The 20,995-nt window shown below is 42.5% G+C and carries 16 protein-coding genes; 11 read left to right on the top strand and 5 right to left on the bottom strand.

From position 1 onward, the window contains the following. Positions 1–106 precede the first annotated feature (106 nt). The 4 genes from S4054249_RS06980 (at position 107) to S4054249_RS06995 (ending at position 5,960) form a co-directional block, all read left to right on the top strand. Positions 107–1,582, top strand: a complete 1,476-nt coding sequence (locus S4054249_RS06980) for a hypothetical protein (protein ID WP_046358151.1) — start codon at positions 107–109, stop codon at positions 1,580–1,582. Positions 1,583–1,736: 154 nt separating this feature from the next. Further along, on the top strand, positions 1,737–2,051 hold the full coding sequence (locus tag S4054249_RS06985) for a hypothetical protein (protein ID WP_046358152.1): 315 nt from the start codon (positions 1,737–1,739) through the stop codon (positions 2,049–2,051). Positions 2,052–2,336: 285 nt separating this feature from the next. After that, positions 2,337–5,126, top strand: a complete 2,790-nt coding sequence (locus S4054249_RS06990; protein ID WP_046358153.1) for a collagenase — start codon at positions 2,337–2,339, stop codon at positions 5,124–5,126. A 78-nt stretch (positions 5,127–5,204) separates the two neighbouring features. Next, positions 5,205–5,960, top strand: a complete 756-nt coding sequence (locus S4054249_RS06995) for a transporter substrate-binding domain-containing protein (protein WP_046358154.1) — start codon at positions 5,205–5,207, stop codon at positions 5,958–5,960. A gap of 29 nt (positions 5,961–5,989) precedes the next feature. Here S4054249_RS06995 and gloA read toward each other — a convergent pair whose 3' ends face one another. The 4 genes from gloA to S4054249_RS07015 all read right to left on the bottom strand — a co-directional run bounded on the left by gloA (position 5,990) and on the right by S4054249_RS07015 (position 10,633). Continuing rightward, positions 5,990–6,430 (bottom strand): lactoylglutathione lyase, encoded by a 441-nt coding sequence (gloA, locus tag S4054249_RS07000; RefSeq protein ID WP_046358155.1) that lies wholly within the window; start codon positions 6,428–6,430, stop codon positions 5,990–5,992. 74 nt (positions 6,431–6,504) lie between these two features. Beyond that, the gene (locus tag S4054249_RS07005; RefSeq protein ID WP_046358156.1) at positions 6,505–8,454 is read right to left on the bottom strand and encodes a pre-peptidase C-terminal domain-containing protein; all 1,950 of its coding nucleotides are present in this window, start codon (positions 8,452–8,454) and stop codon (positions 6,505–6,507) included. A 5-nt stretch (positions 8,455–8,459) separates the two neighbouring features. Then, positions 8,460–9,137 carry a DUF1566 domain-containing protein gene (locus S4054249_RS07010; protein WP_046358157.1) on the bottom strand — a complete coding sequence of 226 codons (678 nt, stop codon included), beginning with the start codon at positions 9,135–9,137 and terminating at the stop codon, positions 8,460–8,462. After that, positions 9,134–10,633, bottom strand: coding sequence for an ethylbenzene dehydrogenase-related protein (locus tag S4054249_RS07015; RefSeq protein WP_046358158.1), 1,500 nt, complete (start codon positions 10,631–10,633; stop codon positions 9,134–9,136). Before S4054249_RS07015 ends, S4054249_RS07010 begins: the two co-directional genes overlap by 4 nt. A gap of 160 nt (positions 10,634–10,793) precedes the next feature. Here S4054249_RS07015 and S4054249_RS07020 point away from each other — a divergent pair, with 160 nt between their 5' ends. From S4054249_RS07020 to S4054249_RS07050, 7 genes are all read left to right on the top strand, one after another. After that, positions 10,794–11,981, top strand: a complete 1,188-nt coding sequence (locus S4054249_RS07020) for a sensor domain-containing diguanylate cyclase (protein WP_046358159.1) — start codon at positions 10,794–10,796, stop codon at positions 11,979–11,981. Positions 11,982–12,054: 73 nt separating this feature from the next. Next, on the top strand, positions 12,055–13,113 hold the full coding sequence (locus S4054249_RS07025) for a DUF2066 domain-containing protein (RefSeq protein WP_046358200.1): 1,059 nt from the start codon (positions 12,055–12,057) through the stop codon (positions 13,111–13,113). Next, positions 13,113–13,817 (top strand): DnaA regulatory inactivator Hda, encoded by a 705-nt coding sequence (gene hda, locus S4054249_RS07030; RefSeq protein ID WP_046358160.1) that lies wholly within the window; start codon positions 13,113–13,115, stop codon positions 13,815–13,817. The genes S4054249_RS07025 and hda overlap by 1 nt, the downstream gene beginning before the upstream one ends. An 84-nt stretch (positions 13,818–13,901) precedes the next feature. Beyond that, positions 13,902–14,882, top strand: coding sequence for a phenylalanine--tRNA ligase subunit alpha (pheS, locus tag S4054249_RS07035; protein WP_039609339.1), 981 nt, complete (start codon positions 13,902–13,904; stop codon positions 14,880–14,882). Positions 14,883–14,898: 16 nt separating this feature from the next. Beyond that, entirely contained in the window at positions 14,899–17,286 is a 2,388-nt protein-coding gene (gene pheT / locus S4054249_RS07040) for a phenylalanine--tRNA ligase subunit beta (protein ID WP_046358161.1), read from the top strand. A gap of 2 nt (positions 17,287–17,288) precedes the next feature. Beyond that, positions 17,289–17,588: an integration host factor subunit alpha gene (gene ihfA / locus S4054249_RS07045; protein ID WP_023400419.1), complete on the top strand. Its 300-nt coding sequence runs from the start codon at positions 17,289–17,291 to the stop codon at positions 17,586–17,588. Between the two features lie 141 nt (positions 17,589–17,729). Then, a complete protein-coding gene (locus S4054249_RS07050) occupies positions 17,730–19,319 on the top strand; it encodes an EAL domain-containing protein (RefSeq protein WP_046358162.1) in 1,590 nt (529 codons plus the stop codon). A 36-nt stretch (positions 19,320–19,355) separates the two neighbouring features. Here the strand turns inward: S4054249_RS07050 and S4054249_RS07055 are convergent, their stop codons facing one another. Continuing rightward, positions 19,356–20,978, bottom strand: coding sequence for an alpha-glucosidase (locus S4054249_RS07055; RefSeq protein WP_046358163.1), 1,623 nt, complete (start codon positions 20,976–20,978; stop codon positions 19,356–19,358). Positions 20,979–20,995 lie beyond the last annotated feature (17 nt).

Genomic DNA, 20,995 nt, shown 5'->3' on the forward strand with positions numbered 1-20,995 from the left:
TTAATGCACTTGTTTGACTAGCCTAATACGGTTGACATGCTTTTAACCGTATCGATGCGCAAGTTCAAACAGAATTGTCACTGACCGATTTAGGAGTGAGGCCACTATGCACTTTCTTAATCCAATGCTGCAAAACCATCCTATGGAGAGCGCATTTATGCAAACGTGGTTAAATCGGCTTGCAGACAAATACTCCCCCTGCTTATTTACTCAGTGTGGCAATGGAAACAATGAACAGTCATCCGAAAACTACATTGATATTTATGATGGGCGTCATGAAAAAGCCATTTATGTTGATGTATCGCACACACCGGATAGACAAGAGGCTCTCGCAATTTATGACGGTAAACTATTGGATAGCGGCAAATTTACTGATGTATACGAAAATGCAAAAAAGTATACAGCTATGGTGCGATGTCATCGTTTGCAACCCGGTGAAGTGATAGCACCCAGTTGTGTGAGTGTACATAGTTATCTAGTCGAGTCAGCGTTATGTCGTCATTATGCCGATATCGGATTATTTGGGTTGTGTGGAAGTGCGAAGCGTGTTTACCATGATTACAACTTAGTTTATATCTTAAATACATTAGATTACTTAAACAGTAGCCTAGAAAAAGATGACTGTTTATTTTGCTTTGGTTTAGACCCGTATTTGGTGAATTGGGATAAACCTTTGGATGAACTGAGTGTTGAATCTCTTGATGCGTTATCTTTGGGACGCCCAATCTGTATTGTTAGTAGTAACTTCTCCGTCGCATATGTGAATACACAATTACTAGATAAAATCCAAAATAGTGCAATTGGACGCACTCCCTCGTTTAACGGATTTATTGATTCTGTTAAAGCGTTGGGCTTTGTTAATGCTGAGGGGATGTCACTATTGCCTTGGGCATTTAGCAATAAGGAGCTATTGTGGCAATTGAGCGCATTGCCAAAAACATTTGAATATATTGTCGAGCAGGCTCAAAAACAGGGCATTAGTCATTTTGAAGTGGCTTTGCAAAGCCATTTTGTTGAATTATTGCTGGAAAAACTGTCCATGTGTTTTCCAATTACTCAGAGTTTTTCAACTTATTACACATATCAAAGTCATATTGATGATCATGCGCGTATAGACCAATGTGAGGTGATGAAGCTTTCGCAGCTTGGGCGCTTGGATAAAAAGACCTCGGTTGGTATCGCGGTTGGGCGGCTAGCAACTTGTGGTTATAAGTGGGTCAATGATTATCACTATGATGAGCTTTTTGTTCCTTGTAATAGCATTTTAAGTCATGGGTGCAATCTGTGTCTGCACAGTGACTTTCCAAGAGAGCCTTTGTGTCCGTTGAGGCTAGCTGACATTGCAATAGGCCGAGATATTGAAGCCATGCCTAATAATTATTCTTGTGATGAGCGAACACTGGATACGGGCCAGTGTATTTCGCCGATAGAGGCACTGAAAGCGATTACATATGGTGCAGCGATTCACGCTAAAATTGCAGGGTACAATCAAATAAATGGCGTCGCACATTATATGAAATTAGACGGCGATCTACTTAGCGTCAATAAACCTTGGCGTGATATGAAGGTCACGTTGCTATAAATTCTATCTCTAGGCACAGGACACATTTAGATACGATTTGTATCTATTTCGTGACGGATCTTAAAACAATATGATGCTTAAATATAGTGGTGTAATGGAGTGTAATAATTTCATATGTCACAATAAAGTTAAGTTTCTGAATTAAGGCTCAGTCATGATTGCGACTATATTTAAATCATTATTTTTTAAAGCGTTGAAAAATGAAGCGAGTAGAAAAATTGCCAAATCTGTTGTTGAAGGTGCGGTCGATAAAGGCGTTGATTACTTTAAAACTCGTGGACAAGTGAATATCCCCTCTCACCATGAGGTAGAGACTTTAGGTTTAATCACAGGGCTGAATAATTTGGCGAGTAAGAATCTGCCTGATGGCGAGTATCCGCTGCGATTAGAAAAACAAACTCTATTGGTTACTATGCGTAATCAGGGTGTAGTGCACATTCAATATGTGAACAAAAACATACCTCAGTAACTTCGATTTACGCGATAAGCAACTACACACTCTTTGCTTGTGAATACAAGCTTGATCACAACTTTCATTATAACTGATTGATTATATTGCTTTACCTCTGTACTGAGCGATAGAGCAACCCCCGCCTACGTTGGAATAATTCAGTATTTTAAATACCAAGATAAAGAATTTAAACCGCTATTTATGAAATAATATTATATAAAATATATTGTATGCAATATTGCGTTTGTGTTAAAAAAGTGTTCCCGACAACGGGTTTGGATACACATATAAAAAGGTAATATTATGAAAATACAATCACTTGCTATGGCATTGCCCATAGTGATATGTAGTTTACAATCTTTCGCTCATCAAACAACTGAGCGAACATTTAAACCACTTGCTACATCACAACCGCTGCACTTAAGTCACGGTGATGAGCATGGCCAGCACCAGCTTGATAATTCTCCCATAGCACAAAGTCAGATGTTGCAGCATGAGCACAGCTTTGTTAACTCTGCCGTTGTGACAACACGTAATGTGAACGCCACTTTGCAATGCGATCTGACTGCGCTAGCGCAGGCGAGCTCGAGCACGATTGTCGATCTGGTACTTCAACAAGGCGCCAGTTGTGTGAATGAGTTATTTAGTGCCACGAGCCAAATTCAAACGGCCGTATTTACCACAGAGAAAATGCGAGCAGCAGCACTGCGTGCAAAATCGTTATCAGCGAGTTATGACGGCAGTGGCAGTGCACCTTTAGAGTCCTTATTCCTATTTATCCGTGCTGGGTACTATGTAGAGTTTTACAATGACTCGGTGAGTTTCGGTGCACAATTAAAGTCTGATGTACGTGCCGCTATTGATGAATTTGTTAAAAGCCCGCACTTTTACACCAACTCTGATGCGCATGGAAAGGTGTTGAAAGAAGTGATTACTGCAATGGATTCCTCCGAAATGCAGGATGTCTATTTACCTGTCGTGAAATCATGGCTATTGAAGTGGGATCACTCTTTTGCAGACAAATGGTATATGCGCAGTGCAGTTAATGGTGTTTTCACCATATTGTATCGAGGCCAATGGAATACTGAATTCGTTGCAAAGGTGCAATCTGATACGGAGCTGGTAAATATCTTAGCCAACTTTACCAAGCAAAATTGGATGATTGGTTCAGATTCCGAGTATCTCATCATCAATTCAGCCAGTGAACTGGCCAGATTAAAAACTTACAAGAATGCGCCTATGCAGCCATTGGTAGATACCGCTCTAAAAGATTTATTTAGCCGGTTTGAAAGCTTTGGCTATGGGGACGGTATTTGGCTGGCTGCGGCAGATGTTGCCACCTATTACGCTGACTGTGATATCTTCGACATTTGTAATTTTGAAGAGGTACTGACGCAAAAAGCCTTATCTCAAACCTATCAATGTAGCTCGACGATTCGGATCAGGTCACAAAATATGACTTTGCAGCAGCATGAATCGGCATGTCAAACGATGGCGCTCGAAGAGTCCCGCTTTCATCAGATGTTAGCGACCAATCAAATCCCAGTCGCTGATGACAACAATACGATGCTGCAAGTGAATATTTTTGATAGCAGTGGGGATTATGGTAAGTACGCGAAGGCGATCTTTAAGATTGATACCAATAATGGTGGTATGTACTTAGAGGGCGATCCAAGTAAAGTTGGCAACCAGGCTAACTTCATTGCTTATGAGGCGAGCTATGCTAAAGCGGACCATTTTGTTTGGAATCTAGAGCATGAGTATGTGCATTACCTAGACGGACGATTTGATTTATACGGTGACTTTAATGCGCCTACGGAAGCGATTGTTTGGTGGAGTGAAGGGGTTGCTGAATATGTGGCTAATCTCAATGACAACCAAGCAGCCATCGATACGATAAAAGATGGCAGTACTTATCAGCTCAATGAAATATTTGCCACGACTTATGCTGGGTTTGATCAAGATAGAATTTATCGGTGGGGTTATTTGGCGGTACGTTTTATGTTTGAGCGTCATTTTGAAGAGCTTAAGGTGATGCTGTCACAAACTAGACAAGGCAATTGGTCTGGATATAAAACAACAATTGATGATTGGGCACAGCGCTATGAACAAGAGTTTACTCAGTGGACCCAAGAGCTGGCCGGTGGCGATGGAAATAAAGCGCCAGTAGTGTCAATTAATGGTCCATATGCAGGCAGTACTGACAGTGAAATCGCATTTAGCAGTCAAGGTAGTTCAGATCCTGAAGGGCAACTATTGAGCTATTTGTGGCAATTTGGTGATGGTAGTCAAAGTAGCGACGCGAACCCTCGTCATGCCTATGTTGCGCAAGGAGCCTATACGGTGTCGCTTACCGTCAGTGATCCCCAAGGGGCGCAATACACCGCTTCAACGACGGTCACAATATCTGCGAATTCAAATGACGTGATCGCACTGAATAAAGCGCAGCCTGTTAGTGTATCAGCAGCGCAAGATGCCTTTAAATATTTTAAAATCACCTTACCGTCCGGTGCGACTGATTTGTCTATTACCACCTCAGGTGGTACTGGTGATGTTGATCTCTATGTGAAACACGCTCAGTTGCCAACCTTGGATAGCTATGACTGTCGCCCATACTTAAGTGGCAATGCGGAGAGATGTGATACTGCTCAGCCAATAGGGGGAGACTACTTCATCATGCTGCGTGGCTATAACCAATTTGATAACGTTACATTAATGGCTGATTACACGCCGCCTGTGTCCACGTTGCCAGATCTGTGTCAAACACAAGGTGGTTTATCTGGTGGTAGAGTAGCAGCTGGCACACCCATATGTTTAGCGAGTCAGACACCAATGTGGTTTAGTCTTGAAAATGTGGAAGCGCAGAGCAGTATTAGTATTCAAACAGCCCATGGCAGTGGCGACTTAACGTTAGAGTACAGTAATCAAGGATGGCCAAATGAGACAAATGTTGATGCAAGATCTGCCAAAGATGGAAACAATGAGTGCATTAACCTTTCAGGGCAAACTCAATATTGGGGTTACCTAAAAGTGTCGGGTAATCATCAAGGGTCAACTTTATTGGTTAAATACAATGAGGGCTACTGCCAATAACTTTATTATGTAAAACTTGATGACTGAACGGTGACAGGATAAATTACACCTAGAGCCGTTTAGTTATTGTCAGGGTTTATGTTGCTAAAGTTATTTGTTTTAGGCGTTTTTGCTTTGTTATCACTGAGTGTTAAAAGTGCTCAGCCAGACCGCCTTAGTCTGTACACTTACCACAACAAACCGCCATACATAGAAAATTTGGCGGATAAAAAAGGCTTGTATTTTGATATTGTCAATTTGCTCAATGAATTTCAGCCAACTCTTAAATATGAATTGGTTTTTATGAATAAAGAGCAAATTCGCCAACGTCTTGATCGTGATAATTTAGCGGGAGCGGTATTGGGTGTTAATCCGCAGTGGTTTGGAGATATTGAGCAACAACAGTTTATCTGGAGCGACCCACTGTTTTACGACACGGATGAATTTGTGTCGAGCATTAAGAAGCCTTTTGAATACCAAAACCAAGCTTCATTACATGGGAAAAAATATGGCGGGGTGGAAGGGTATTTTTATCCGAAGCTGGCAGAAGCTGAACGCAGAGAGAAGTTAACAAGGGTAGATGCTAGCAGTGAAAAAGAGTTGCTTGAGTTGATTTTGCAACAACAACTCGATTTTGCAGTGATTAGTAGGCCGACCTTTTTTTACTTTGCCAAGAAAAATGGCTGGTGGACTAGCTTATCGTTGTCGCATCAATCCCATCAGAAGTACTACAGGGCTATCCTTGTACCAAGATCGAAGAAAGCGCATTTTACCCCTTTACTCAGCACAACCGGTTCTATCGGATTCAAAAAGTACATGAAGGAGCTGGTGAGTTCATATCATATATCAGAGTAAAGCGGAGTGAACCCGCTTTACTTAAATTTTTACCACGTGCCTGTGTTAGGCATTGATAACCACGGTTCTTGTGGCTCTAATGGCTTGTCTTTTTGTAGTAGCTCAATGGAAATACCGTCAGGAGATTTTATAAATGCCATATGTCCGCATCTTGGAGGTCGGTTAATCGTGACACCAGCTTGCTGGATTTTATCGCACAACGCATAAATATCATCAACTGCGAATGCTAAATGGCCAAAGTTTCTACCACCGGTATAATCTTCACTATCCCAGTTGTAGGTCAGTTCAATTGTTGGTGAAAAAGTTTCTTGTGCTTGTTCAAGCTGACCTGGTGCGGCCAAAAAAATCAAAGTAAAACGACCTTTTTCGCTTTCTTTACGTTTAATTTCAACCAGCCCTAATAGGTCACAATAAAATTTAAGTGATGCGTCTAAATCTTTTACGCGCACCATAGTATGTAAGAAGTTCATAACTTGCCCCTTGTGATTATGCCCAACATGATAGGGGCAAACCTGTACTTCGCAAGGGGCAATTTACACATAAATTAATATTCGGCGCTTAATGTCACTCCACTATAGGCTTCATAAGCTCTCACGCCGAGGTGCCATGTCCCTGCCGTCGGGTTGGTAATGGTGCAAGTTTCGGCATTACCATTTTCATAGGGACGGCAATCATAGCTTGACGTTGTCGGTTGGATACCTGCGCGAATATAAAGGTCCGCATCCCCCGTGCCGCCGCTAATTTTAACCGTCAGCTTGCTTGTCCCTGCTGGGACGTCAAATGTTTTGTGAGTCCAGTTTGACTTACTTGCTGACAGTCCTGTCCATTGCTGCTTATTGCCTGGGTTGGTTGTTGCACTGAATGACCCGACCAAAGACACGCCACTGTATGCTGCATAACCATTCAGCATCACGTAATATGTGCCAGCTTGAACATTGGAAATCGTACAAGATTCATTGTTGCCGTCTTTATATGGACGACAGTCATAGCTTGCTGTTGTAGGTTCAGCGCCAAACTTCACGTACATATCTACATCACCAGTGCCACCGCTAGTCGTAAATGATAGCTGATTGGCATTGGCTGGGACGTCCATAGTGTAAACTGTTTTACTGCCTTTTGAACCCGTTAAACCAGTAGCCGGTACATCATTTTCAAGTACATTAGGGTTTGGCAGATCAGGTGTATCAATAATTGAGCGGCCAGAGGTGCTTTGGACCAGAGGTAAAATATCGCCTAAGCTACTTGCGTACCACCAGTTTACATTACCAGGTAATGCTAATGGATCAGCGGCGCGCTGCTCACGGGATAAGGTATTAGTTGAAGAAGAAAACTGAGCCGTTCTCACTTCAAGTTTATTTGGCGTGACAGACAGTACTTTGAACTGCTGAATGCTCGCCAAGTCAATGGTCCAAGACTTAGGATCATTCGCTGAACGCGCTGGCGCTCCCCAACTTCCTTCACCAACATACACAGTACCGCCAGAGGTCGTTTTGACAAAGTTGCTCCCTGATGGCTTAAGTGCTTCGGTGATTTTATTGATGTGTGTATCAGATTCAACAACTAGGTTCATGGCATGATCATAAAAGTTGTTTGCCCACCAAGTATGCAAGATGGTGTTATCAGACTTGCCAGAGTAGTGCGGATACATGGGTTTGTGATATTGCGCTACTCGCCATTTAGCACTGCTACCTTGGCTCTGTAGGTCTTGCTTTAACCAGTTATTCATCGCCGTCGCATAGCTTGACCAACCGCTGTTTTTATATTGACTGTTGAGTGTATAAACGCGAAGCAAATTGGACACGTTGAACGCGCCGTAGGTATCAGCACTGGTACATTGACCGTCATTGTTATAGTCAACTCCAAACACTTGGCATAAAGTCTTATAGTTATCATCTTCATGATTGCCATGTGTGGCGACAAACGGATAGACACGTTTATAGTTTTGTCCACCAATTAAATCACTCGAAAATGTAAGTTGCCAATCTTTGAGGTATTCCTTCATTTCAGATGCCGAGTTGGCGTTGGTATAATCCCCGCCGTGCATGATAAATAGCGGTCTGATTTTTGCCACCATTTGATTGCCTGAACGGCGCGTGGTCCAGCCTGTGCGGGTATCACCACCGGCAATGGCAACAAAGCCAGTGGTTGTAGATGTTGGCGCAGTTTTAAACCATAAATGTTGGCCACACCCTGTACTATCACACACTCGATAATAAATAGCGGAATCTGCGGGCAGTCCGGTCAGCTTAACGAATTGGTTGCTTAAACTACCTGCGAAATTATGGCTGGCAGTGACGGCTTTAGTAGTCCAGCTAGACTCGTCAGTACTAGTCCCGTATTTCACCACGTGATTTGAGCCGCTGGTCGGTGTAAAACCAATGGTTGCTTGGCTGCTAGGGTTACCATCCCAAACGATACGGTGGTAATCACTGCCGGCATAGCAACTTCCTGCCATGAGCAAGGTTGAAGCGAGGCCAAAATGGAGCGCTCTCATAGTTATTATTCCTGTTTCTGTTGTGTAATTATTTCGCGACGACTTAGCTGCGGTGAAGTATTTGCTGCTGGCAGATCGGCGACCAGCATCACAAATGCGGCATTTCGGTAAGGCAGTGTGTAACTTTTACCAAAATGGAAATTAATCGCGGTTGCACCATTGCCACCTTGACGGTATTGCTTTGATAACGGTTGGCTGTGATCCGCGCTCCAATAATCCCCTTTTTTAATATGTACAAAAAAATCATTGGCGATATAGGGGTGGGCAGGAGAAGTGGGGTTTTGTATTAAACTGCTTAGCTCTTGTGCACTTGGTAAGCGCCATTGAGTGAGGCCACATAAGGCTTGTTTATTGGTACGGCGTATTAAGTCATGGGTATCACATCGATTGGGTTCAAAATAACAATCGCCAAAGTTTTCTTTGCCCTGAACACCGTTAAACCAAGAATATGTCCAATAACCATCATGAATGGTTTCGTTATCTGTTTTTACTTCCCAAAGCAGTTGATTTTGTGCGTCGTGCACACAAGCCCAAGGTCCTTGCCACGGCGAAAGCGCTTTGCCTTCTTGGGTTATTTTTGTAAACCGTGGATGCTGGCTTAATTTAGGTTGCGCTTGAGGCATTAAGCAAATACCAACAAATGTTGCAACAATAAGCGCGGAGATAAAAAGCCGTAGGATCATAGTGCATACCTCAATTTTATCGCCTTTATATGCCGAGTGTGTGCAATCTGTGCGTGGTCAAACGCTGATACCCACATACAGGTTCCTGTTTTCAGTGGGATATCATATTTAGATTGGGTGTTGTGCTTGCGAACTAACTCTAATGTCCAGCGCCCGTCTTGCCATTCTCCTCTTGCTCTGACATCCGCTCTGTCACCTTCAAACCGGTTAGAACGATACAAAACCGATGGCAAAAAAGTCCCAATAGGATAGATATCTTGTTGATGTTGGTAGGGCTTTGAGCCAAACCAAGGTAGTACTGCTTGATGGGATTGCACATGTATAGGTAAACGCTTAGGTGATATTCCTGTATTGCTATACCATTGCCAGTTCATAACATAAGCGCCACTTTCTTTTCCGTCGGCTTGGTAACCTGCTGAGTAACGACGTTTGCCCTTGAGGTGTTCACTGGGTGGTCCAATAAAGTTGTCATCAGCAAGGTACATGTCATTGGTTCTAACCGCTTTCCAATGCCATAGATCTCTGACTTTGCCATCTAGGCTGGCGTGATACCCCTTACCATGCCAATTCTTCGGTTTATCTTTCAGTGGTTTACTACCAGCGTGATAGGTGTTGTCACCTGCGGCTTGGCAACCTTCGGAGAGCATGACGGCAAATTTATCTTCATAAAATGTGCGTTCATCGAAGCGATAAAAACCGTTTTCTTGTACTTGCCAACCATCAGCTGTTTTTAGTAGTGGTAAATGATTGGTACTTTTTGATTTGTCTTGCCATGAGATGAGAAAGTAACTTTCATATTGATTCGCCAGTGCTTTGATAGACACTTCAGTGCTGCCATTTTCAAAGTTCGCGCCGCCTATGGTAGTGACTTTAAACGTTGGTGCGAGCTGCCATTGTGCCTCTGAAGCTTTACCATCGATATCGATAAAGACGTTGTCAGCGATTGTTTGTACTTCAAGCTGGTGGCTTGTATTCAATGTGAATGTGTGGATAAACAATCCCAGTGTCACTAGACAAAGTGTGATGGCAATGTGTGCGAACTTAAATCGTTTGGGCAATATTGCACCAAATACGCCACGTCCTTTTTGCAATATATAAATCCAAGCGTGAAGTATGAAATAGCTAACCATTAACCACATGGCAACTTGGTGAATACCGCGCGCATAATGGCTATGAAAGTTTGCCCAAACAGCCCACCCAGAGAGCACGATAAGACAAATGCTTAGGTATCCTAAGTAATTAATACATTTATGATAAATGGATGGGTAGCTTCGAAAAGGTGCACGCAAAGAATACCCTACATATGCGGTGGCAAGCAGAGTTAACCCCACTGCAAATCCAAGGTGCCACGCATGTATTAACCCTTGTGGGAGTAATATTGATACAGCCGCGAACCAATCTTGGCTGACAATTGAAATTCTAAAGCCTGTTAACATACTGCCGATAACCGTTACAATGGCAAGTACATGTAAGACAATAAAAGTTTGTCTTTCCATAAAGGTTTTCATAATAATTATTATTTTTGTAAACATAGTGTAAATTGTAATGTTTACACAAATATGTCATTTTTCAAATACTGCAAAAGGTTAAAGTTTTGTCTAAACTTTAAGCAGTTGAGCTTAGATAACAGCGTTAAGAGTTATAGAGGGATACGCAATGGAAAAAATAGCTGTAGAAGCAGTAGACAGCGGCTATGTGATCGATAGCATGACGGATATAGTAGCGTGTTTGAATACATCAGATTCAATACAACGCTTTTTATTGGATATTCATTGCATATTACAAAAAGTGACTTATGCAGACAATTTTTACGTGGTCTTGTACCAAGAAAATGGTAATTTATCTTTTCCATACTTTCATGATGTTAAAGACGATATCGAGGCAGAAGAGTTAGAGAATTTGTCTTTAGACGATATTTCACATTCATTGACAGCCTTTGCCTTGAAATCACATAAAGTGTGTAATTTCAATCAATCAGAAATTGAACAGTTAATTGAGATTGGTGAAGTAAACATCTTGGGCTCAGTACCCATGCAGTGGCTTTGTTTTCCGTTGGTCAATCGCAGTCAGCACCTCGGGGCATTCATTATTCAATCTTATCGAAAAGAAAATGAATATTCAGGCATGATTGTTGATGTCTTGTATACCATTAGCCATGTGATCTCATCAGCACTCGATGCATTTAATAATCAGCAAGCCTTGATTGAAGCGAATAAATCATTACAAAGCTACCAGACAGAGCTTGAGCATAAGGTGCAGGAAAGGACGTCAGAACTAAAAGAAAGCTTAACGAAGCTTGAACATGAGATAGAAGTGAGAGAGTCTCTCCAGCAGCAGCTTGAGCACGATTCTCTGCATGATAGCTTGACTGGGCTTGCCAATCGGAAATATTTATTCAAGGAATTAGAGCGTTTATCTGCGCGTTCGCAACGCGGAGATATTCTTGTTTATGTGCTGTACCTTGACCTAGATGATTTTAAACCTATCAATGATAATCACGGTCATCAAAGCGGAGATTTGGTCCTTAAAACAGTGAGTGAGCGACTCAATCAGACCCTAAGAAGTTATGACTTTGTATGTCGTTTGGGAGGAGATGAATTTGTCGTGATGTTGACGGAAAAAATAGACAAGCAATCCTTAAATCAACTGGCTGAGCGCATGTTAAAGTCGTTATCATCCCCGATCACTCTAGAGTCTGGAGTAGAAGTACAATGTGGTTGCAGTATTGGTATCGCTTCTGTGATCAATCAATCTTTCGATGCGCAAGCTTTGATCCATGATGCGGATCTGGCTTTGTATGAAGCGAAAGGAAAAGGGAAAAATCAAATTTATTTTGCCAAGTAAATGTATCGCCATTGCTTTACCAGCGTGTATGATTGCATTAGGATCAAACTTTATTTTTATTAGATGGTTGCGAATGGCACAAAAACTCTTCTTTATCTGTCTATTTTGGATGTGCAACTTTGCCTTTGCGATAGAAGTGACGGATCTTTACGAGGCAACGCTAGTAGTGGACGACAAAACGCGCGCCACGCGAGCTAAGGCAAGTCAAGATGCGTTGGATCAGGTGATTAAAAAACTCACTGGGAAGGCCGGGCATAGCAATCACCCATTGATTAAAAAAAGCAAAAGGCGTATTTCAGACTACATGCTTAAGTACGAATATATTGAGCATGCCAACCAAGAGCTAAAAATTAGAGTACGCTTTGAGGCTGAGAAAGTAGAAAACTTGGTGCGAGAGAGTGGTTTTGGGCTTTGGGGTAACCGACGTCCTCTGATTGCTATTTGGTTAGTGATAGAAGATAACCTGAGGCGCGACTTTGTGACTCAAGAGAGCTACCCTCAATTAGAGCGACTTATTTATGATACGGCAGCAGAGTGGGGGATCCCCGTTGTCGTGCCACTCATGGATTTAACTGATCGTTCGCAGGTTGGTATCGCAGAAGTATGGGGTAATTTCTCTGAACCTGTTGAAGCCGCATCGGCCCGTTACAATGCTGAGCGCGTGATCACAGGGCGCTTGTTCAAGCAACCTAACTCGAGTAGTTGGCAACTGGACTGGCGTTACACCGATGCTGAGATGTTTGAATCGGTGCAACTTGTGGGTGACAAACAGCAATTATTAATTTCTATGATCAATGATATGTCGGCGGCGCTTGCCAGTGAATATATCATTGACCCAACCAAGTCTTACGCCACGAATAGTACGGTGATCACCGTCGATGGACTGAGAACATTTGATAAAATAGAGCGCGCGAAAAGAGAGTTATTGACCATTAGTACCGTGAATAGTGTTGATGTTGTTTATCGAAGTAAACAGCAAGTTCAATTTGAAGTAGAGCATTTATCTTCGGTGTCTGATTTACAAAAATCGCTTAAGCTAGAGCAGTCTTTCGAAGTCTATGTTGATCCACGGGCTTTTCATCAGGTTGTTAGCTCTGAAAACTTAAGGTATAGCTGGGTAGGGCAGCAATAATGTTAGATCCGATGCAGTTGGCTTTACCGGTAACACTGCCTGATGATGAGACGTTTACGTCTTACTTTGGTGGTGAAAAATCACTTGAAGTGACGCATTTGAAAAACGCGTTAAGTGATATTCAATCAGATTTTCAATTTACTTATTTATGTGGCTTGGCAGATTCGGGCAAGTCACACTTGTTATATGCAACGTGTATTCATGCACAAGAGCTTGGCCTTTCAACGATATTATTATCACTTCGTGAAGTGATTAACTTTGGTCCTGCTGTGCTTGAAGGCTTGGATGCACTGGATGTAGTGTGTATTGATGATGTGCACTTAGTTGCTGGAAATGAAGCAATGGAGAAAGCACTGTTTAACTTTTTTAATCGTTTCAATGAAGCGGGTAAGTGCTTGGTGATGACTGCCGATCTTTTACCGAATATGCTCAATATTGAACTGCCCGACTTAGAGTCACGATTAGCGTGGGGGACAACCTTTCAAATCCGTTCAATGAGTGATGATGACAAAGCTGAGGCTTTGGTTAAGCGTGCACATATGCGTGGGCTTGAATTAAGTGATGAATGTGCACGATTTTTGTTGACCAGATTAAGCCGAGACATGCGTGCATTACTGGATGTTTTGGACAAGTTAGACCACGCATCTATGGCCGCACAGCGAAAACTTACCATTCCTTTTATAAAAGCAACGCTAAAGCTGTGAATTTGGGCTAGAATCTAGCCCCATCTTTCAGTTATCATAACTGATTCAGAAAAGGCAAATTACCTCAACCAGATCAGGTATAGAATGAACTTAGAGAATATTTTAGCGCAAGCGCTTGAAGCCGTTTCAAGTGCCAGTGAGATTGCGCAACTTGAGGAAGTCAGAGTTAACTACCTTGGTAAAAAAGGTGAGATTACTGGGCTATTAAAAACCTTAGGCAAGCTAGCGCCAGAAGAGCGTAAAGAAGCGGGCCAAGTAATCAACCAGGCAAAGAACCAGGTACAAACTGCAATTAACGAAAAACGTGAAGCACTTGCAAATGCTGCCCTTGAGCAAAAATTAGCAGCTGAAACAATAGATGTGACTTTACCTGGGCGTACAGCGCCGACAGGTGGTCTGCACCCTGTAACACGTACAATTGAGCGTATTGAATCATTTTTTGGTGAGCTCGGGTTTGCAGTGAAATCAGGTCCTGAAATTGAGGATGATTTTCATAACTTTGATGCTTTGAATATTCCTGAGCATCACCCTGCGCGTGCTGACCACGATACGTTCTATTTTAATCCAAAGCTTGTTTTACGTACTCAGACAAGTGGCGTACAGATCCGCACGATGGAAGCTGAGCAGCCTCCACTTCGCATTATTTCTCCTGGACGTGTTTATCGTAACGACTACGACCAAACACACACTCCTATGTTCCATCAGGTTGAAGGCCTAATGGTTGATGAGAATGTGAGCTTTACTGAGCTCAAAGGTATTTTGCACGATTTCTTACGTAACTTCTTTGAAGAAGACATGGAAATTCGTTTCCGTCCTTCTTACTTCCCGTTCACTGAGCCTTCTGCTGAAGTAGATGTAAAAGGCAAAAATGGCAAATGGTTAGAAGTATTGGGTTGCGGCATGGTGCATCCAAATGTTTTACGTTCAGTCGGAATTGACCCTGAAAAATACACTGGTTTTGCCTTCGGTATGGGTGTAGAGCGCTTAACAATGTTACGTTACGGCGTGAACGACTTGCGTGCATTCTTCGAAAACGATTTAAAATTCCTAAACCAATTCAGATAAGAGCGAACCAAAAAAAATGAAATTTAGTGAAAAGTGGCTAAGAGAGTGGGTAAACCCTGCGATTGATACGGATGCTCTTTCTGAACAGCTTTCTATGGCAGGTTTAGAAGTCGATGGTGTAGATCCGGTAGCTGGTGATTTTGATGGTGTAGTCATCGGTGAAGTCGTTGAATGCGGTCAGCACCCAGATGCTGATAAGCTTCGCGTGACAAAAGTAAATGTTGGCGAAGAAGAACTACTAGACATCGTATGTGGCGCAGCAAATTGCCGTGCAGGTTTAAAAGTAGCGGTTGCTAAAGTTGGCGCGGTTTTACCTGGCGGCTTTAAAATTAAAAAAGCGAAGCTACGCGGTCAGCCTTCTCACGGTATGCTGTGTGCGTTTGAAGAGCTTGGTATGGCAGAAAGCTCTGATGGTATTTTAGAATTATCGGCTGATGCGACAATTGGTCAAAATATTCGTGAATATTTCGCACTTGATGATGTCACCATCGATGTTGATTTAACTGCAAACCGCAGTGACTGCCTAGGCATTAAAGGTCTTGCACGTGAAGTGGGCGTTTTAAACGGTATAGATGTAACCGAAGTTGCAATCAACGCAGTTGAGCCAACCATTGATGACAAGATTGAGATTGAGCTAGTAGATAGCGACGCATGTCCTCGTTATTTAGGTCGTGTTATCAAGGGTATTAACCTTGACGCTGAGTCACCACTTTGGTTGGTAGAAAAGTTGCGCCGCTCAGGTATCCGTTCAATCGATCCTGTTGTTGATGTCACAAACTACGTGTTACTTGAGCTAGGTCACCCAATGCATGCATTTGATTTAGCCTCTATCTCTGGTGGTATCAAAGTGCGTAAAGCACAGCAAGACGAAGAATTAGTTTTGTTAGATGGCAATACGGCTAAGCTTAATACATCAACATTACTGATTGCTGACCACGAAAAAGCACTGGCTATGGCGGGTATTTTTGGTGGTGAAGCATCTGGTGTTAAAGAAGGCACGCAAGACATTTTACTTGAAAGCGCATTCTTTAATCCACTCGCGATTGCTGGTCAAGCGCGTAGCTATGGTTTACATACTGATGCTTCTCACCGTTACGAGCGCGGTGTTGATCACCAGCTACAGCGTGACGCGATGGAGCGTGCGACTGCATTATTACTTGACATTGTTGGTGGTGAAGCGGGCCCAGTTGTTGAAGCTGTTTCTGATGCAGATTTACCAGCGGCTAAATCAGTAACACTTCGCCGTGAGCGTTTAGACCGTGTCATCGGTTATCACATTGAAGATGCGAAAGTAACGGACATTTTGACACGCCTTGGTCTTGAAGTATCGGTTGAAGCGGGTCAGTGGCAAGCACAAGTGCCAAGTTACCGTTTTGATATCAGTATTGAAGAAGATCTCATTGAAGAAGTGGCACGCGTATTTGGCTACAACAACATTCCAAATGTTGCGCCAACTGCAGCACTTAAAATGACAGATCACCAAGAGGCATCTGTACCAGTTTCTCGTTTCCGTAATGAGCTTGTTGCACGCGGTTACCAAGAAGCAATCACATATAGCTTCGTAGATCCTAAGAAGCAAGCGCTACTACATCCACAAAGCGATGCGCTTGTATTGCCACACCCGATTTCGGTTGAAATGTCGGCAATGCGTGTGAGTTTAATGCCGGGCCTTGTCAATGCATTAGTATATAACCAGAACCGTCAGCAATCACGTATTCGATTCTTTGAGCATGGTTTAAAGTTCATTAAAGATGAAAATGCAGAAAACGGTGTTCGTCAAAGTGCTGTGATTGGCGGTATTGTTTATGGCAATACGCATAATGAGCATTGGGGAATCGAAACTCGCAAGGCTGATTTCTTTGATATTAAAGGTGATGTTGAAGCATTACTTGCAGTTTGCAATGACCCTGCTAGATTTAGCTTTAAAGCAGAAGCGAGTGATGGTTTACATCCTGGTCAATCGGCAGCTATTTATGCTGATGGCGTTAAAGTTGGATTTATCGGTGCAATACACCCTCAACTACAAAAATCGCTGGAATTAAACGATACAGCGTTTGTATTTGAGGTGGAAGTGAATGCAATTTCACAAAGAAAGCTACCTGAAGCCGTTAATATCTCAAAATTTCCATCAAATCGCAGAGATATTGCTATTTTAGTTGCAGATGATGTAAAAATAGGCGATATTTTAGAAAGCATTGAGAAAGTTGGCGGAAATCAATTAGTTGACCTAAACTTATTCGATGTGTATAAGGGCAAAGGTATTGAACCTGATTATAAGAGTTTAGCCATTGCCCTAACCCTACAAAACGTTGATAAAACGCTCGAAGAGAAAGATATCAACGAAGTTGTAGACAGAGTCGTGGCCGAATTGGCCAAACAATTTAATGCATCGTTGAGGGACTAGATATGGCGCTTACTAAAGCCGACATAGCTGAACACCTATTTGAAAAACTGGGGATAAATAAAAAGGATGCCAAAGACTTAGTTGAAGCGTTTTTTGAAGAAATCCGCTCAGCGCTTGAAAACGGAGAGCAGGTAAAGCTTTCTGGCTTTGGCAACTTTGACCTACGTGATAAAAAACAACGTCCAGGTCGAAACCCAAAAACTGGAGAAGATATACCTATTTCTGCAAGGCGCGTTGTAACTTTTCGACCAGGTCAGAAGTTAAAAACTCGTGTTGAAGTAGGCACAAGCAAAAACCTGTAAGCTAAATTATTTGGCATTTATGTCATATTAATTGTACGGCTTTCCCTCAAAGGGTTTACTCGTTAGAGTAAACCCTTTGTCATATATTGGTCATATTAATTCACTAAACTCTTGTCACTCACTGTATCTTGGGAATATGACTTGAGTCAGAGATTATCTGCTTGGACCAATCGCTTTAAGAATGTTGTTGTTTCTTGGTTGATTTGCTCATTTCTTTTTGGTCTTCTATCCATTTTTATCTATATCCAACATGCTGAATTTAATAAAGCATCTATAAGGGCGATAGCTGAACGAGTGATGATTGAGTTTGGCACTCAGTTGGATAATGTGGATACCTTTTTACATCATGCCGATAACATAGATGTTCAATGCTCTGATTCAGCTATTTGGCAAATGCGGCAGTTTGTATTTAAACACCCAGCAGTGAGTGAAATAGGCATAGTTAACCCCAATGGAGAGCTAATTTGTAACTCGTTTGGATTACTGCCTTCGCCTATGTTTATCAGTGAACCCCCTAAAAAGCGAGGGCTTAGGTATCACGGGCCTATTATCTCTGAATTTTTACAGGTATCGGCATTTGTATTGGCAAGAACTCGACATGATGGTTATGAAGTGAATGCACTTTTACCTACTGATTGGATAAACGACATGCTCCATCCCAGTAAGTATAATGGCCTCGATTATATTGCAATTGTAGACAGTGATACAGGCGTGCCTATATTTTTGCAAGGTGAGTATAGTTTACCACTTGGCCACGCGCTTTTTCCATTATTGCAGAGTATGGAGTTGGAAAAACAGTTTGATGACCAAACGCGTAAATTTCTATATTTGAAACCGTTTCCAAATGTGCCTCAGCTGTCTGTATTGGTTACTAAGAATGCACGGTTTATGGGGCTACCCAGCCCAATCTGGCTAATGGCTCTGTGTTTTATGTATAGCTTGTCTTGGCTTGGTCTGGTCTTGATACTGAATCATTATGATAAACGTGTACTCAGCAGCCGGGCTCTATTGTTGAGTGCACTGACCCGTCATGAATTGTTCAATGTCTATCAGCCTCTGGTGGATGCACAGCAGCAAACTGTAATGGGTGTTGAAGTGTTGATCCGTTGGATGCATCCCATTGAAGGGGAGTTAGGGCCGACTTATTTTGTACCTGAAGCGGAGCGAGACGGTACGATATTAGAGATGTCACTGTATCAAATTGATAAAGCGATAGCGGATTTAAGATCTGTTTTAGCTGCTAACCCTGATTTTAAAGTGTCATTCAACGTGAACGGTTATTTACTAGGATGTCCGAGCTATATAAAAAAACTGTGTGAAGCTAAGTCGGTTTTCCATAATTTAACGATTGAACTTACTGAACGTGATGTATTGTCTGAAACGAAAATCAAGTCTGTCTTACAACGTCTGAAAGATTTGGGGGTTGAAATTGCAATCGACGATTTCGGGACAGGCTATTGTGGTTTGCAATATTTGCAAAGCTTTCCAATTGATCTTCTCAAAATAGATCAAAGCTTTGTTGCCTCCATCGGGCTTGCTAACTTGCAATCTCCAGTTTTAAACGCAGTGATAGAAATGGCTGACAAATTGGATAAAAAGTTAATTGCAGAAGGTGTTGAGACACAATTGCAAGCTAACTACTTGAGCGCGCGAGGTGTGAATGTACATCAAGGGTGGTTTTACCATAAGGCGTTAAGAGCTGGGGTATTAAAAAAGCTGCTTAGAGGTTGAGAAAGCCCCTCTTGGGGGCTTTAGGGGTCATCTGTATTAGATAGATGCGAAGTAGCATCCGTAACCGGGCAGGGTTACTTTATTTGCTTGTAGCGTACCAGTATGGTGTGCCAGTTCATCCATGGAATCCTTTATGCTTTGTTCGACCACAAATTCAGAGGTTTGTTCCGTCAAATTGAATAAACAAAGCAACTTTTTGTCTTCCTGTGTTCTATAGAAGGCTAAAATAGGCTCATCCGTAGCAATAAATTCAATATCACCGCTAATCAGTTCAGGGCGTGTTTTGCGCCACGCTAAAAATGCGCGATATTGTGCCAAGATAGAATCATCATCTTTTTCTTGCAGATTGACGGCTGTTTGGCTGTGTGCTTCTGCGACTGGCAACCAAGGCTTGCCATCGGTGAAACCTGCATGCGCTTGCTCAGTTGACCATGGCATGGGAGTACGACAGCCATCTCTGCCTTTAAAGTTTGGCCAGAAAGTGATCCCATAAGGATCTTGAAGATCTTCAAATGCAACCTGTGCTTCACCTAATCCAAGTTCTTCACCTTGATACATACACACGCTGCCACGTAGTGAGCCAAGTAAAGCGGTAAGCATTTTCACTTGCTGAGGGTTCACCGTTTGGCCGTCTTTGGACCAGCGACTGGCTACACGTTCAACGTCATGGTTGCTAAATGCCCAACATGGCCAGCCTTCGGTCATCACAGCCTCTAGGCGTGACACCGTTTCGCGAATATATTCAGCGCTGTAGTCATTGGTCAGTAGCTCAAAGCTATATCCCATATGCAGTTTGTCACCACCGGATGTGTACTCTGCCATGGTTTTAAGTGAGTCTTCTGATGAAATCTCCCCTAAACTGACCGTACCCGGATACTCGTTAAGTAGGGCACGGATCTCAGCCATAAAATCCAAGTTTTCCGGTTGAGTATTATTGTAATAGTGGTACTGGAACGCGTAAGGATTGTCTTCGCTAAACCCTCGACCCTGTCTCAACTCTTTTGGTTTAGCAGGGTTGTCTTTCAGTTCACTATCATGGAAGCAGAAGTTAATCGCGTCCAAACGGAAGCCGTTCACACCTTTATCGAGCCAGAATTTGACGTTGTCTAACACCGCTTGACGAACTTGCGGATTGTGGAAGTTTAAGTCTGGCTGCTCAGTCAAGAAGTTGTGTAAATAGTACTGACATCTTCTTGGCTCCCATTGCCACGCAACACCGCCAAAAATGGATAGCCAATTATTAGGCGGGCTGCCATCTGGTTTAGCATCTGCCCACACGTACCAATCAGATTTTTCATTGTTTTTATCTTGACGGCTTTCGACAAACCACGGGTGCTCATTGGACGTGTGACTGAGAACTTGATCAATTATAATTTTTATATCACGCTGATGCGCTTGAGCAATCAAGTTGTCAAAGTCTTCAATATTACCAAACATAGGATCAATATCTCGATAGTCACTGATATCGTATCCAAAGTCTTTCATCGGCGATTTAAAAAATGGGGATATCCAAATCGCATCAACGCCTAATGATTTTATGTAATCAAGACGTTCTATGATGCCATTAAGGTCACCAATACCATCACCTTTGGTGTCTTTAAAACTGCGTGGGTAAACCTGATAGATTACCGCACCTTTCCACCATTCATTTTGCGCCATGCACGATTCTCCAGCTT

The organism is Pseudoalteromonas luteoviolacea, from assembly GCF_001750165.1.
Classification (GTDB): Bacteria; Pseudomonadota; Gammaproteobacteria; order Enterobacterales; family Alteromonadaceae; genus Pseudoalteromonas; species Pseudoalteromonas luteoviolacea_G.

Excerpts from the sequence above, each read along its gene's own strand:
- S4054249_RS06980 (WP_046358151.1), top strand. The coding sequence starts at position 107 with ATGCACTTTCTTAATCCAATGCTGCAAAACCATCCTATGGAGAGCGCA.
- S4054249_RS06985 (WP_046358152.1), top strand. The coding sequence starts at position 1,737 with ATGATTGCGACTATATTTAAATCATTATTTTTTAAAGCGTTGAAAAAT.
- S4054249_RS06990 (WP_046358153.1), top strand. The coding sequence starts at position 2,337 with ATGAAAATACAATCACTTGCTATGGCATTGCCCATAGTGATATGTAGT.
- S4054249_RS06995 (WP_046358154.1), top strand. The coding sequence starts at position 5,205 with ATGTTGCTAAAGTTATTTGTTTTAGGCGTTTTTGCTTTGTTATCACTG.
- gloA (WP_046358155.1), bottom strand. The coding sequence starts at position 6,430 with ATGAACTTCTTACATACTATGGTGCGCGTAAAAGATTTAGACGCATCA.
- S4054249_RS07005 (WP_046358156.1), bottom strand. The coding sequence starts at position 8,454 with ATGAGAGCGCTCCATTTTGGCCTCGCTTCAACCTTGCTCATGGCAGGA.
- S4054249_RS07010 (WP_046358157.1), bottom strand. The coding sequence starts at position 9,137 with ATGATCCTACGGCTTTTTATCTCCGCGCTTATTGTTGCAACATTTGTT.
- S4054249_RS07015 (WP_046358158.1), bottom strand. The coding sequence starts at position 10,633 with ATGGAAAGACAAACTTTTATTGTCTTACATGTACTTGCCATTGTAACG.
- S4054249_RS07020 (WP_046358159.1), top strand. The coding sequence starts at position 10,794 with ATGGAAAAAATAGCTGTAGAAGCAGTAGACAGCGGCTATGTGATCGAT.
- S4054249_RS07025 (WP_046358200.1), top strand. The coding sequence starts at position 12,055 with ATGGCACAAAAACTCTTCTTTATCTGTCTATTTTGGATGTGCAACTTT.
- hda (WP_046358160.1), top strand. The coding sequence starts at position 13,113 with ATGTTAGATCCGATGCAGTTGGCTTTACCGGTAACACTGCCTGATGAT.
- pheS (WP_039609339.1), top strand. The coding sequence starts at position 13,902 with ATGAACTTAGAGAATATTTTAGCGCAAGCGCTTGAAGCCGTTTCAAGT.
- pheT (WP_046358161.1), top strand. The coding sequence starts at position 14,899 with ATGAAATTTAGTGAAAAGTGGCTAAGAGAGTGGGTAAACCCTGCGATT.
- ihfA (WP_023400419.1), top strand. The coding sequence starts at position 17,289 with ATGGCGCTTACTAAAGCCGACATAGCTGAACACCTATTTGAAAAACTG.
- S4054249_RS07055 (WP_046358163.1), bottom strand. The coding sequence starts at position 20,978 with ATGGCGCAAAATGAATGGTGGAAAGGTGCGGTAATCTATCAGGTTTAC.